Origin of the sequence: Sphingobium fuliginis (assembly GCF_004152845.1) — a bacterium.
GTDB lineage: Bacteria > Pseudomonadota > Alphaproteobacteria > Sphingomonadales > Sphingomonadaceae > Sphingobium > Sphingobium fuliginis.
In genome coordinates, this window is the sequence record NZ_SEON01000004.1 from 376,050 (window position 1) to 389,342 (window position 13,293).

Below are 13,293 nucleotides of genomic sequence, written 5' to 3' on the forward strand. Positions count from 1 at the left end.
GATCAGGCGCGCTGCGCGATATAGGCGCGCCATCCGCCCAGGGCGGTGATGTCCTCCGCTCCCGTCAGCGCGCGCGGCTCTGCGACGAAGCCCTTGACGCTGCTGCCGTCGGCCAGCGTCACCGTGCCTATGGCAAGTGGCGCCGGCACCTCGACCACGAAGCTGCCGAACTCGGCGATGCCAAGCTCGTAAACCTCCAGCGCGATCGATCCGCCGTCCTCGCTGTGCACCAGCGCAGGCTTGGGCGGCACGCTGTTCGCGATCGCGTAGAGGCGGTAGTTGGGTGCCGTTTCGAAAGCGCCCACGAACTTCGCGTCGCGGGAGGTGAGTTGCCAGTGCAGCGGCATGTCCTTCAGATGAGCGCCGACTACAGCGAGTTTTACGGTTTCCATTTTGCCCTCCAGATCGAGCGGTGGCGGCGACGGAATATCCGCGGCCGAAATATAGGCGTCGGCGGCGTCGAGCAGCGCAACATCGCTGTCGGCGGGACCGATCAGGGTGATGCCGAACCCGGTCGCATTCGACCTTATGCCGGCGGGCACGGCGACGGCGGCCATGTCCAGCAGGTTCACGAAATTGGTGTAGAAGCCCAGGGCGCTGTTCAGCGCGATCGGCGCGGCCTTGAGTTCCGCCACCCGATAGGTCGTGCCGGTGGTGGGGAAGGCGAGCAGGTCGATGCTCTCCCAAAGCGTGTCGGCGTGACGCTTGAGTTCGGCAAGCCGATAGATGCCGTTGAACAGATCGACGGCGCTTATTTCCAGTCCCGGCTCGACGACTTCACGCACGGTCGGGTCTATCGCGTGGGGATGGTCGGCAAGCAGGTCCGCGATGGCGGCGGTCCGCTCCGCCACCCACGGGCCACCATAGAGGAGCTGCGCCGCTTCCTGTAGCGGCGCATAGTCGATCTCCACCAGTTCGGCGACGGTGGAGAGCCTGTCGAGCGCCCGGTCGTAAAGATATTCGGACTGAGCGTCGCCGAAGAAGGCGCGCTGGTCGCGGCGGGGAACGCCGATCCTCTTGCGCCCGATCGGCCGGTCGGCAAGCGGCTTGGAATAGGGATCGGCCGCATCGAAGCCAGCCGCGACGGAATCGACCAGCCGGGCGTCCGCCGTGTCGATCGTGAAGGCGGTGATGCAATCGAGCGTGCGGCAGGCTGGCACGAGACCGCTGTTGCTCCACCGGCCTTTGCTGGGCTTGAACCCGATCAAATGCTGGAAAGCGGCCGGAACGCGGCCCGATCCTGCGGTGTCGGTGCCGAGTGCGAAGGCAACCAGTCCCGCCGCCACGGCGACCGAGGAACCCGAGCTGGAGCCGCCGCTGACATAGGACAGGTTGTAGGCGTTTCTGGGGCTGCCATAGGGGCTTCGTGTGCCGTTCAGTCCTGTGGCGAACTGGTCGAGATTGGTCTTGCCGACGCAGATCGCACCCGCCGCGATCAGCCGCTCAACGACCGTGGCCGAAGCCTTCGGCCGATAGGTGAAGGCGGGGCAGGCCGCGGTCGTATCGAGTCCCCGGACATCGATATTGTCCTTCACGGCGAAGGGGACGCCGGCCAGCGGCAAGGTTTCGCCCGCCGCCACCCGCGCATCGACCCTATGGGCGGCCTCGATCAGGGCGTCCGGCGCGACCCGGCTGATCCAAATCTGGGGCTGAACCGCGTCATAAAGGGCCAGACGCGCGATCGTCTCTTCGGCCACCGCAACGGCGCTCATGCGCCCCGCCCCGACCGCATCGGCAATCATCGACACGCTGCGGCGGTTCAGCCGGTCCCCGGCTGGCGCGGTCATGCGTGCCTCCTCAGCGCCATCATCGGCGCACCGGGCTGCAGCGACTGCCGCTCCTGCACATAGAGCGCCTCGACCCTGCCCGCGCCCGGGCTGTGAACGGCACATTCCATCTTCATCGCCTCTATGATCGCGATCGTTTCGCCGGCATCGACCTCGTCGCCGGGCCCAACGAGCAGTTTCCACAGGCTGCCGCCGAACGGCGCTTCGACCAGATCCGCGCCATCGGGAATTTCCACGGCGTCCGGTTGCGGCTGCTCAGCTTCGGATAGATGAGCGACGCGGTCGAATTCGCCGTTCCGCTGCCACTCGGCCCGCTCCTCATCGAAGGCGCTCTGTCGTCGCGCCTCAAATTCCGCGATCGACTTCGCATTGTCGGCAAGGAAAGCGCGATAATCGGAGAGGCGGAATTCGCACGGCTCGATCCTGATCGAGCGTCGGCCGCTCGGAAAATCGCGCCGCCATTCGACGAGTTCGTCCGCGCTTACAGGATAGAAGCGGATCTGGTCGAAAAAGCGCAGCAGCCAGGGCTTTCCCTCCGTGAAGGCGTCGGTCTGTCGATGGGTATTCCACATCTGGATGGTGCGGCCGAACAGTTGATAGCCGCCCGGCCCTTCCATGCCGTAGATGCACATATAGGCCCCGCCGATGCCAACGACATTGGGCGGCGTCCAGGTGCGCGCGGGGTTGTATTTGGTGGTGACCAGCCGATGCCGCGGATCGACCGGCGTGGCCACCGGGGCGCCCAGGTAAACGTCGCCCAGGCCCAGGACGAGATAATTGGCCTCGAAGATCAGATTCTCCACGGCCGCGGCATCGGGAAGGCCGTTGATCCGCCGGATGAACTCGATATTGTCGGGGCACCAGGGCGCGTCGGCGCGGACGGCGCCCATATATTTCTCGATCGTCTCGATCGTGGCCGGATCGCGCCAGCTGAGCGGCAGGTGGACGATACGCGACGGGACGACGAAGTCCGCCAGATCGCCCAGCCGCTCCTCCGCCGCCATCAGCATGTCGAGGGCGGCTCGCTGATCCATGATCTCCCCGTCGAAATGCAACTGGAGGGAGCGGATTCCGGGCACGATGTCGACAATCCCGGCAGGATTGAGCCTTTCCAGCTCGGCCATCAGCGCATGCGCCCTTATCCGCAGCTCGATGTCCAGCACGATGGGGCCGTATTCGACCAGGATATTGCGGTCGCCCTGCTGGCGATAGACCGTGCGCGGGCGATCCGGGGTGGCCGGGATTTCCGCAAGGATGGGGGTGAGCGTGCCGATGGGCCGGGCTGGTCCGCCCCCAAGCGCCGTACCCGATGCGATCAGCCCGCGCTGGTGCAAATCCGCCGCGCGCGCATCCTCGACATCGACCGGCACGAAGCGCAGCTTGTCGCCGGGCGCCAGCTGACCCATGATCCAGCGATCGGCGGCGATCACGACGAAGGGACAGACAAAGCCGCCGAGCGAAGGACCGTCCGGACCCAATATGATCGGCATGTCGCCGGTGAAGTCCACGGCCCCGATCGCATAGGGATTGTCGTGAATGTTGGACGGGTGCAGGCCGGCTTCCCCGCCGTCGGTGCGCGCCCAGCGGGGCTTGGGGCCGATCAGCCGGACGCCGGTACGATTGCTGTTATAGTGGACCTGCCACTCCGCCGTCACGATTTCCTCAATATCCTCGTCGGTGAAGAAATCGGGCGCCCCGTGCGGGCCATAGAGCACGCGCAAGGTCCATTCATTCGTCAAGGGCGGCAGCGCGACTTCCGGCAAGGCAGGCCCGACCCCGTCACCGGCCAGATGCAGCGTATCGCCAGCCAGCAGCCGGCGCGCGGCATGTCCGCCGAACTGGCCAAGCTCGAAGGTGCTGCGACTGCCGAGATAGGGCGCGATGTCGAGGCCGCCGGCCATGAGGATGTAGCCGCGTATGCCGCCGCCCCTCACCCGGCCAAGGCTAAGCGTCCGCCCCTCCCCCACGTCGAAGGCGACGCCACGCGGCACCGGCGTTCCGTCAAGCTTGGCGTCGAAATCAGCGCCGGTCAGGCAGATGCGCGCTGGCGCGTTGAAGGTCAATGTCGGCCCGGTATGGAGCACTTCCAGGCCAGCCGTGCCTTCGGCATTGCCGAGCAGCCGGTTGCCCAGCCGGAACGACTGGTCGTCCATCGGGCCCGATGGCGGAACACCCACGGCCCACAGTTTCTGCCGGCCGGGCCAATCCTGAACGGTCGTCGCCGTGCCGCCGCTGACGACCTGGATGCTGCGCGGATGGAAGGCGATGCCGTCGAGGACGCGGGTCGAGACTTCCCCGCTGACGAAGGGAGACGAACGCACCACCTCCCGAAGCCAGCGCAGGTTGGTCTCGATCCCGTCGATACGGCTTTGGTCCAGTGCCGCCTGCATGGCGGATACGGCTTGGGCGCGGGTGGGCGCGTGCACGATCAGCTTCGCCAGCATCGGATCGTACCAGGCGCTGACCGTGCTGCCGGCCATGCACCAGGTTTCGACGCGAATGTCGGGCGGAAACGCGACCGCCGTCAGCGTGCCGGAGGTCGGGCGATAGTCGAGCGCGGGATCTTCGGCGTAGAGGCGCACCTGCACGGAATGGCCATTGGGACGCGGCGGCTCCCTGTCGAGGAAGGAGAAGTCTCCGGCAGCGCCGCGGATCATCCATTCGACAAGATCGATGCCCATCACTTCTTCAGTGACGCCATGTTCGACCTGAAGGCGGGTGTTCATCTCCAGAAAGAAAAATTCTTCCCGTTCCGCATCATAGAGAAATTCGACCGTTCCGGCCGACCGATAGGACGCGGCCTCGCCCAGCCGCGTGGCGGCAGCGATCAGCGCGCTGCGCACCGCGTCGGGCAGCAGGGGCGCAGGCGCTTCCTCGACCACTTTCTGGTTGCGGCGCTGGAGCGAGCAGTCCCGTTCGCCCACCGGCAGGACGCGCCCCTCGCCATCGCCGAATATCTGCACCTCGATGTGCCGTGCGCGCCGGATGTAGCGTTCCAGGAAGATGCCCGCGTCGCCGAAATTGCTTTCGCCCAGGCGAGCGACGGCGGCGAAACTCTCGCGGACGGCGGCCTCGTCCTCGCAGACGCGCATGCCGATGCCGCCGCCGCCCGCAGTCGCCTTGAGGATCACGGGGAAACCGATCTCACGAGCGGCGAGTACGGCCTGCGCCTCGTCCCTGAGCAGATCCGTGCCGGGCGCGAGCGGAACATCGTGCGCGGCGGCAAGCTCGCGCGCGCTGTGCTTCAGGCCGAAGGTGCGGATATTGTCCGGCGTGGGGCCGATGAAGATGATCCCGGCCTTCGCGCAAGCCTGTGCGAACTCGACATTTTCAGCGAGGAAACCGTAACCGGGGTGAATGGCGCCAGAGCCCGTCCTGCGGGCCGCATCCAATATGGCCTCGATGTTGAGATAGCTTTCCGAGGCGCGCGCGCCGCCAATGCAGACCGCTTCGTCGGCCAGTGCGACGTGGAGCGAATCCTCGTCGGCTTCGGAATAGACCGCGACTGATCGCAGGCCCATCCGGCGCAGCGTGCGGATGATGCGGGTGGCGATCGCTCCGCGATTCGCGATGAGGACGGTATCGAACCTCATGCGGCGACAATCATGCGCACGGGCGTCGGGTTGAAACCGTTGCACGGATTGTTGATCTGCGGGCAGTTGGAAGCCACCACGATGACATCCATCTCCGCGCGCAGGTCCACGGTCAGGCCGGGCGCGGAGATGCCATCGACGATCCCCAGCGATCCGTCGGCCTCCACCGGCACGTTCATGAAGAAGTTGATGTTGGAGACAATGTCGCGCTTGCCCCGGCCTTCGCGCAGATTCGCCTCCAGGAAGTTTTCGACGCAGGCATGTTCGGCCTTGGTGTGGTGGCCGTAGCGAAGCGTGTTGGATTCGCAGGAACAGGCGCCGCCGATGGTGTCGTGATAATCGACGGACGTGGCGGTGATCGTCATCATCGCCCGCCCCTCGTTGGAACGCAGCACCGCGCCTTCGCGAAGGAAGAGATTGCCTTGCGCGGCGACGGTGTCCTGCGCGCTGTAACGCTCCGCATCGTCCTGCGCGGAATAGAGGAGGAAATCGACCGCCTGATTCCCTTCCAGATCGACGATCCGCAGGGTCTGGCCGGCTGCGACATGATGCAGCCAGGGCGCTCGCGCCGGCACGATCACGTCATGGAGGACAGTGCCCGGAAGGCCGGACAAGTGAATATCGACGCTCATTGAGGCGTTTTCCTTTTAACGGCGGAAATAGTCTTCGACATTCTCGAAGGCGCGCAGGCCTTCTGGAGTGGCGGTGCGGATGGCATCGTCGGCGGGAGTGACCGGACCGCGCCAGGCCGTCGCGCGAAGCGGCGTCACGGTCCAATCCTCGCGCGGGTCCAGGACATGCGGGCAGTTCGCGATCACCACGATCACATTCATCTCGGCGCGCAGCACCAGGCTTCGCGCCTGGGCAAAGGGGCCCAACTGCGGCACGATCGCTCCGTCGGCTTCGATCCGCACCCCCTTGAACAGGTTGACGCACGGATGCACGTCGCGCCGCTGGAGACCGTGTTTGGCGACGCCGAGCAGGAAGCGGTCGCGTCCGCTGGGCGTCGGGCCGCTATTGGCCCCATTGCCATATTTGGCCGCATTCGTCGCAGCGTTGGAGGTGCCGCAGAAGGCGTCATGCGTTCCCGCCCCATCCTCGACAAAGCTCATGAGGACACGGCCCATGTCCGACAGCAGCAGCTTGCCCGAGCCGAGATAGGCGTTCCATTGCACTTTCACCGTATCGGCGACGTTGAGCCGTTCGGTCGGCAGTTCGGCGTTGAAGATGAGGAGCGAAGCACAGGCATCGCCCTTGAGGTCGATCAGCCGCAGGCGGGCGCCGCGCGGCAAACGCCGCGTTGCATAGCCGCCCGCCGCGATCGTCTCTTCCCACAGAAGATCGTCCGCGGGCACGCCGTCCGGCAGGTCGCTGGCCACCGGCGGCAACACCGGCATGGCTTCCACCGCGGTCCCGGCCTTGGCTCTGGCATGGTCGCGGGCGGCGGTGGGGTTGGTAAGGGCCGTCATGCCATCACTCCCTTGGTCTGTTTGCTGGATTCCTGTTCATAGAGCGGCGGCAGCAGGGCGGTTGTGGTGACGAGCTGGAGCTGGTGGACGCCGCGCACCCGCCGAAGCGCATCGCACAGTTCCTTGAGCAGCGAGGCAGGCCCCTGCACCAGCAGCACCTCAAGCGACTGGTCATCCTCCAGAAAGACATGCTGAGAGGAGATGACCTCCTTCAGATAGTCCGCCTGCGTCTGGGCAAGCTGATGCCGCACGCGGCCGCGGTCGCCGCGATAGACGATGGTGATGGTGCCGGCCAACATCTCGTCGGGCCGGGTAAAGGCTTCATGTTCGGCGAGCGCATGACGGATGAGTTCGGCGATGAGCTGCGAACGCGACGGCAGTCCGCGTTCCTCCACCATCATGTCGAGCTGCCGGAACAGGTCCGCCGGCAGGCTCATGCTCAGCCTTGCAAGGCCCGCAGATTCGCTACCCATGTCCAATCTTCTCCTCATGATGCCGGTCGCCGTTTTCCGGCGCGGCTATCGCCTCTTCCCCGGCCGCGTCGCTCGCGCGTTTGCGCAGGGCGAGGTCGTAAACAGCCGTCGCGCCGAAGCGGTGCGGGGCGTGCGGGTCGTGACGGCGCTTGTCGAGCGCCAGCACCCGCGTCCCCAGGTTGAAGGCTTCGTGGATGTCGTGAGTCACCATGATGATCGTCAGCGAATAGTCGCGCCAAAGCCGGGTGATCAGCCGGTGCATGTCGGAACGGATACCCGGATCCAGCGCGCCGAACGGTTCATCGAGCAGCAGGATGCGGGGGCGCTTGATAAGCGCCTGCGCAATGGCCAGACGCTGCTGCATGCCGCCCGAAAGCTGTGCGGGATAGAGGTGAAGGCTGTCGCCAAGGCCGACGGCATCCAGCATTTCGGTGGCTTCTTCCACCGCCGCGCTGCGAGCCCTGCCGAACAGGCGCGCCAGAAGCGGCGATTGGGCGCATTCCAGCCCGAAAACCGTGTTCCGCAAGGCCGACAGGTGGGGAAATACCGAATAGCGCTGAAACACGACGCCCCGATCGGGTCCGCATTCAGGCGTCAGCGGCATCCCGTCGAGAAGGATGGAACCCCGCGTCGCCGCTTCCTGGCCGAGGATGAGACGCAGCAGGCTGCTTTTGCCGGCGCCCGAAGGGCCGATGATCGACACGAAAGACCCTTCCTCGATATCGATCGTCACGCGTTCGAGCACGATCTTCTCGCCATATTCGATCCAGACATCACGAAGAGAGAGAAGCGCGCTCAATGGCTGACTCCGTGGGCCCAGGGGAACAGGCGCTGGCTGAGGAAAGTGAGGGAAAGATCCATCACCACGGCCAGCAGCGCGATCCACGCGACATAGGGAATGATGACATCCATCGAGAGATAGCGGCGGACGAGGAATATGCGGTAGCCAAGTCCGATGTCGGATGCGATCGCCTCGGCCGATATGAGGAAGACCCAGGCCGGCCCCAGCGACAGGCGTACGGCGTGAAGCAGGCGCGGCATGGCCTGGGGCAGCGCCACCCTTATCATGATCTGCCAGCTGCTCGCCCCCAGCGTCTGCGCTTTGATGATCTGCTCGCGCGGCAGGGCAGCGACGTGCGCGGCAATGTCCCGCACCATGACAGGGGCTATGCCGATGACGATGAGCGCGACCTTGGCAGTTTCCCCCAGGCCCAGGGCGATGAAGAGGATAGGGAGCAGCGCGATGGGCGGGATCACGGCGATGCCCGTTACCAAAGGTCCGAAGGTCGCCCGCACAGGGGGAAGGATGCCGAGCACCAGCCCCACAAGGAGCGCCGCGAGCGTCGCGATGCCCAAACCGATGCCAAGCCGCTCCAGGCTCGCCAGCGTATCCGCCCAGAATAGCAGCTGTCCCGTCAGCTGGTCCGGCTGGAAAAGCAGCCCGGACATCGCCTTCGTCATGCCGTCGGGCAACGGCAATATCTTGTCGAACTGATTGGCGGCGTGGCGCTGAGCCGCCAGGAAAAGATAGAGCAGGACCAGCAGCAGGATCGGCACCGCCCCCAGCAGCAGCCGGTCGCCTCGGCTGACATGTCGATTCACCCAGCGCATATCATCATCGTCCTACAGAGTGGATCGATCGGGGCAGCTCAAAGCTTTCCGTCGGCCGCCAGTTTCATGAAGCTTTCGTCGAACCGCAGCGTCACATGCTGCGCGTCGCCCAGCGTCTTCCCGCCGGCGAAGCTCATGCCGACGGCATCGGCTGAGGCCGCGCCCTTGAACAGGCCATGGGCGAAGCTGAAATCCCGCACCTGCGCCATGCTTTGAACAAGTGCGGGGGCAGATGTGGCCGCCACGGCGGATTTGGGATCGGCATAGAGATGCGTGGTCGCCAGCTGGCTCTCGAACACTTCGGGTGTCGTGCCCGCCAGCTTCGCCATGGCCGCGCGTGCCGCCTTGCCCTGCGCGTCCTGCCTTTTCATCAGCGCCATCGTATCGAACCAGATGCCGGTCAACGCCTTGCCCAGATTCGGATTGGCTTTCAGGGTCGCCGTATCGACCACCAGCAGATCCAGTATTTCACCGGGGATCTGGGCCGAGCTGAAGACCTCCTTCGCCCCGGCCTGTCCCTTCATGACCGAAAGCTGCGGGTTCCATGCGACCGCCGCGGTGACATCCGGACTGGAAAAGGCCCCGACGATATCGGCGTCGGAGGTGTTCACGGTCTTGATGTCGGTGGGCTTCATCCCCGACTTCTCCAGCGCGCGGGCGAGAAGATAGTGGGAGACCGAAAGTTCGACCAGATAGACCTGCCTGCCCTTGATCGCTGAAAAATTGTCGGCGCCCTTGAGCAAGATGCCATCATTGCCGTTCGAATAGTCACCGACTATGATCGCGCTGGTATCCTTCCCCCCGGCGGCCGGAATCGTCAGGGCGTCCATATTGGTCACCGTTACGCCATCGAATTTGCCGGCGGTATATTGATTCACCGATTCGACATAGTCGTTGACCTGAACGATATTGATCTTGATGCCGTATTTATCCGCCCACTTTTTCACGATTCCAGCCTGCTGGGCATAGGGCCACGGCATCCAGCCAGCGTATATCGACCATCCGATGTTGAACTCTGTCTTCGGCTGGGAGGGGGCGTCCGGCGCTGGCGAGCAGGATACAAGCAAAAGCGCTCCAGCCATCAGAGCAGCCCGGCCTGCATTGCGGAACATTCGGATCATTCTTTCGTCCCCTTTCGGCAAACACTATTGCAAAGCAGCACGGGTCTGTCCACCAAGAATTATTACCTTTAAAGTTTTAGGTAATACTCTCCATCGTGGCGGAAATCCGGGGTCCAGCGCCCTGACACCCGCCGTCGGGCCGGCTGAGCGACCGCGCCGATGACCGGCCCTTCCCCGCGAATCGACCAGATTGCGTTATTTTGACGGATAGACAGCGGGCAGCGTCGATCCGTTGGTCGGGGTTTGCGATTCGGGGCCGAATGGTCCCACATAATTCCCACTCCGGTCCCGCCGCCATTCCTCCCACCAATATTGGAATCGGTCTTCATCGTAAGAAAACCGCCATATTGTGCGCCGCACCCAACGATTGCAGTCATACTGAGCAAGTGCGAAATTATTACGCTTGACCCATTACGTAATATCCATACCGTATAGTTGATCGACCGCTCGTCGAAGCGGCGCAACAAAAGGGTAGATTAGCCGGGCAGTCGCCGGCTTGAAGTGAGGGTTCGTGAATCGAAGAACGGCTCGCAATGCTGCTCTCTCAGGCGCTATGGCGCCGGTCGCCAGCAATGCGCGGCATTGTGACCTTGCCGGTTCATCGCACGGCGCTCGAACAGATCAAATGATGATTGCAGCCGCTTCGGTTGCAAAAGACCATGCACATCATGGCATGACAATGACGACTGGCCGGGAACCGGCCGACAAGGTGCCGGCCTAGCCAGAGCGCCAGGGAGAAGGATGTCACTTGGGGCTCAACTGCAAGGGGGTCGAAGTGACTATGAAATTGTTTCGCAATACATTGCTTGGCGCGACCATTCTTATGGGCGTTGGGACCACTTCGGCTTTCGCTCAAGGCGCCGCGGATGGTGCTGACGGTGCAGGCGGCGAGGGCAACGAGATCGTCGTGACGGCCACTCGGCGTGCGGTTTCGATCCAGGACGTGCCGATCAACATCAGCGCCGTCGGCCAGGAGCAGCTCGCCCGGCAGCGGATCGACGACGTGCGCGACATTGCCGACTTTACGCCAGGCGTGACCATATCGGACACGGGCCCGGGCTCGACCGGAACGATCGTGCTTCGCGGCCTCAACGCTTCGGATTCCAGTTCCACCGGCAATTCCTATGACACGGCCTTGGGCGTCTATCTGGGCGAGGTTCCGCTCTATTACGACTTCAAATTGCTCGACATCGCGCGCGTCGAAACGCTGCTCGGGCCGCAGGGGACACTCTATGGCCTTGGCACCCTGGCGGGCGCGATCCGCAATATCCCCAACCGGCCCGACACGGACAAGATCGAGGGCGAGGTGCATAGCCGCCTTTACGGCAAGGGCCACAGCGGCAAGCTGGGCTATCAGGTCGACGGCGTCATCAACATCCCGATCGTCAAGGATCATATCGCCTTCCGGTCGGCCACGGGCTATTTCTACGATCCCGGCTTCATCGACTATCCGCTGCTGCTCCAGACGCCCGGCGTTTCGCTGCCCCAGCCGGATGGTCCGACGAGCATCTCGCCCGCCGGCTATGCCGCGAACCTGAGAAAGGAGAAGGACCTCAATTTCGAGAAGACCTTCACCACCCGCAACCAGTTGCTGTTCCAGATCAGCGAGGATCTAAAGGTCAACTTCACCTACGCGTTCCAGCAGACCAAGACCGATGGAGGTCAATATAATAGCGACGGCGTGCTCGGAACGGGCAAATATCAAAGTGCGGCGCGTTATATCGAGCCGGTGAAGCGCCGCGCGCACCTGGGAGCGATGGAAATCAACGCCAACCTCGCGGACATTGCCGATCTTGTTTCGACAACTGCCTATACCGATGTCAAGAACGACAATCGGACGGACAATACCGACCTTCTGCTCGATCTCGATTATGGCTATGAATCCTTCCCCGCTTTTTCGAGCTGGAACGAAAGCCACGATCGCCGCAAGCAGTTCAACCAGGAAGTCCGCTTCGTTTCCCGCCATGGCGGTCCGTTCAACTGGGTGCTGGGCGGCTTCTACAATCAGCAGAAGCGGCTGCGCGAATATACCGAACATGTTCCGAATCATCCCTGGGTGGAATTCGGAACGCAGCCCAACCCCGAGGAGGTCGAGTATAACAGCTTCAACAAGTCAAAAGTGACGGAGAAAGCAGTCTTCGGTGAAGGCACGTTGAGGATCATACCCGAATGGCAGGTGACGGCAGGCGTGCGCTATTTCGGCTATACGTCGGACGTCAGCGGACGCGCGGTACTTCCACTGCTCGGCGATCCGGTCAGCCCCTATGATCTTCCTTCTGCCGGCGGCAAGTCGAAGAAGAGCGGCTGGGTGTGGAAGTTTAACAGCTCCTACAACTTCACGCCAGACATCATGGTCTATGGCACCTACAGCAAGGGCTATCGGATCGGAGGGCCGAACACGGTCGCGCCTTGCGTCCTGCCACTCGATCTAACGCAGCAGAATGTGTGCGCGCTGCCCAATGAAATCCAATATGGCCCGGACACCACGAAAAACGCGGAACTCGGCATCCGCACCCAGCTTCTGGATCGCAAGCTGACGTTCAATTTCAACGTCTTCCAGATCAAGTGGAAAGGTATTCAGGTCGATTCTGCCACCATCAACGGCATCGTAGGCATCACCGTCAACGGCGGCAAGGCGAAGTCGGAGGGCTTCGAAGCGTCGTTCCAGGCCAAGCCGATAGAAGGATTGTCGATCCAGGGAACATATTCCTACACCGATGCCAAGCTGACCCAGGATGTTCCGGGGATCATCGCGGTCAACGACCCGGCGGGAACCTATCCCAGTTCACCCATTCAGCTGGACGCGCTATCGGGTGATCGCCTTCCAGGCTCTGCAAAGAACAGCGGCAGCCTGGGCGCGACCTACACCATGCCGTTCATGGCCGGGAACCTGGTAGCGGACTGGACAGCGACCTATCGCGGCAATGTCGTGACGCGGCTGGGCTGGGACCGCGCCTATGGCGACAAGCTTCCGGGCTATGTGCTGCACCGCGCCTCGCTGGCCTATGAGACGGACCGTTACAGCCTCGTCCTGTTCGCGAACAATATCTTCGACAAATATGCGGTGGCTTCCGTCTCCAATGACCGCTCGCGCGTAGGCCTCAACGATGGAGTGGTGCTGCGCTATTACAAGCAGACCGTGATCAATCCGCGCACCTTCGGCATCGAAGCACGCTTCAAATATTGATCTGATGATGCTGCCGGGGCGCCATTTCGAAAGGATGGCGCCCCGGCGAGCG

9 protein-coding genes are annotated in these 13,293 nt (G+C 63.4%); 1 reads left to right on the top strand and 8 read right to left on the bottom strand.

What is annotated here, in order from left to right:
- Nucleotides 1–2 precede the first annotated feature (2 nt).
- From atzF to EWH10_RS12765, 8 genes are read right to left on the bottom strand one after another with little or no spacing between them, the layout of a single operon-like run.
- Nucleotides 3–1,787: an allophanate hydrolase gene (gene atzF / locus EWH10_RS12730; protein WP_065846357.1), complete on the bottom strand. Its 1,785-nt coding sequence runs from the start codon at nucleotides 1,785–1,787 to the stop codon at nucleotides 3–5.
- Nucleotides 1,784–5,380, bottom strand: coding sequence for an urea carboxylase (uca, locus tag EWH10_RS12735; protein WP_065846356.1), 3,597 nt, complete (start codon nucleotides 5,378–5,380; stop codon nucleotides 1,784–1,786). Before uca ends, atzF begins: the two co-directional genes overlap by 4 nt.
- The gene (locus tag EWH10_RS12740; RefSeq protein WP_065846355.1) at nucleotides 5,377–6,012 is read right to left on the bottom strand and encodes an urea amidolyase associated protein UAAP2; all 636 of its coding nucleotides are present in this window, start codon (nucleotides 6,010–6,012) and stop codon (nucleotides 5,377–5,379) included. Before EWH10_RS12740 ends, uca begins: the two co-directional genes overlap by 4 nt.
- Nucleotides 6,013–6,027: 15 nt before the next feature.
- Complete coding sequence (locus EWH10_RS12745; RefSeq protein WP_065846354.1) at nucleotides 6,028–6,849, bottom strand: urea amidolyase associated protein UAAP1; 822 nt, start codon at nucleotides 6,847–6,849, stop codon at nucleotides 6,028–6,030.
- The gene (locus EWH10_RS12750) at nucleotides 6,846–7,322 is read right to left on the bottom strand and encodes a CopG family ribbon-helix-helix protein (protein ID WP_025546584.1); all 477 of its coding nucleotides are present in this window, start codon (nucleotides 7,320–7,322) and stop codon (nucleotides 6,846–6,848) included. Before EWH10_RS12750 ends, EWH10_RS12745 begins: the two co-directional genes overlap by 4 nt.
- Complete coding sequence (locus tag EWH10_RS12755) at nucleotides 7,315–8,121, bottom strand: ABC transporter ATP-binding protein (RefSeq protein ID WP_044660831.1); 807 nt, start codon at nucleotides 8,119–8,121, stop codon at nucleotides 7,315–7,317. Before EWH10_RS12755 ends, EWH10_RS12750 begins: the two co-directional genes overlap by 8 nt.
- A complete protein-coding gene (locus tag EWH10_RS12760) occupies nucleotides 8,118–8,933 on the bottom strand; it encodes an ABC transporter permease (protein WP_044660832.1) in 816 nt (271 codons plus the stop codon). The genes EWH10_RS12755 and EWH10_RS12760 overlap by 4 nt, the downstream gene beginning before the upstream one ends.
- A 38-nt stretch (nucleotides 8,934–8,971) precedes the next feature.
- The gene (locus EWH10_RS12765; RefSeq protein WP_065846353.1) at nucleotides 8,972–10,054 is read right to left on the bottom strand and encodes a putative urea ABC transporter substrate-binding protein; all 1,083 of its coding nucleotides are present in this window, start codon (nucleotides 10,052–10,054) and stop codon (nucleotides 8,972–8,974) included.
- A 781-nt stretch (nucleotides 10,055–10,835) separates the two neighbouring features.
- Between EWH10_RS12765 and EWH10_RS12770 the strand changes: the two genes are divergently transcribed.
- Nucleotides 10,836–13,241, top strand: a complete 2,406-nt coding sequence (locus EWH10_RS12770) for a TonB-dependent receptor (RefSeq protein ID WP_048575579.1) — start codon at nucleotides 10,836–10,838, stop codon at nucleotides 13,239–13,241.
- Nucleotides 13,242–13,293: the final 52 nt, after the last annotated feature.

Excerpts from the sequence above, each read along its gene's own strand:
- atzF (WP_065846357.1), bottom strand. The coding sequence starts at position 1,787 with ATGACCGCGCCAGCCGGGGACCGGCTGAACCGCCGCAGCGTGTCGATG.
- uca (WP_065846356.1), bottom strand. The coding sequence starts at position 5,380 with ATGAGGTTCGATACCGTCCTCATCGCGAATCGCGGAGCGATCGCCACC.
- EWH10_RS12740 (WP_065846355.1), bottom strand. The coding sequence starts at position 6,012 with ATGAGCGTCGATATTCACTTGTCCGGCCTTCCGGGCACTGTCCTCCAT.
- EWH10_RS12745 (WP_065846354.1), bottom strand. The coding sequence starts at position 6,849 with ATGACGGCCCTTACCAACCCCACCGCCGCCCGCGACCATGCCAGAGCC.
- EWH10_RS12750 (WP_025546584.1), bottom strand. The coding sequence starts at position 7,322 with ATGGGTAGCGAATCTGCGGGCCTTGCAAGGCTGAGCATGAGCCTGCCG.
- EWH10_RS12760 (WP_044660832.1), bottom strand. The coding sequence starts at position 8,933 with ATGCGCTGGGTGAATCGACATGTCAGCCGAGGCGACCGGCTGCTGCTG.
- EWH10_RS12765 (WP_065846353.1), bottom strand. The coding sequence starts at position 10,054 with ATGATCCGAATGTTCCGCAATGCAGGCCGGGCTGCTCTGATGGCTGGA.
- EWH10_RS12770 (WP_048575579.1), top strand. The coding sequence starts at position 10,836 with ATGAAATTGTTTCGCAATACATTGCTTGGCGCGACCATTCTTATGGGC.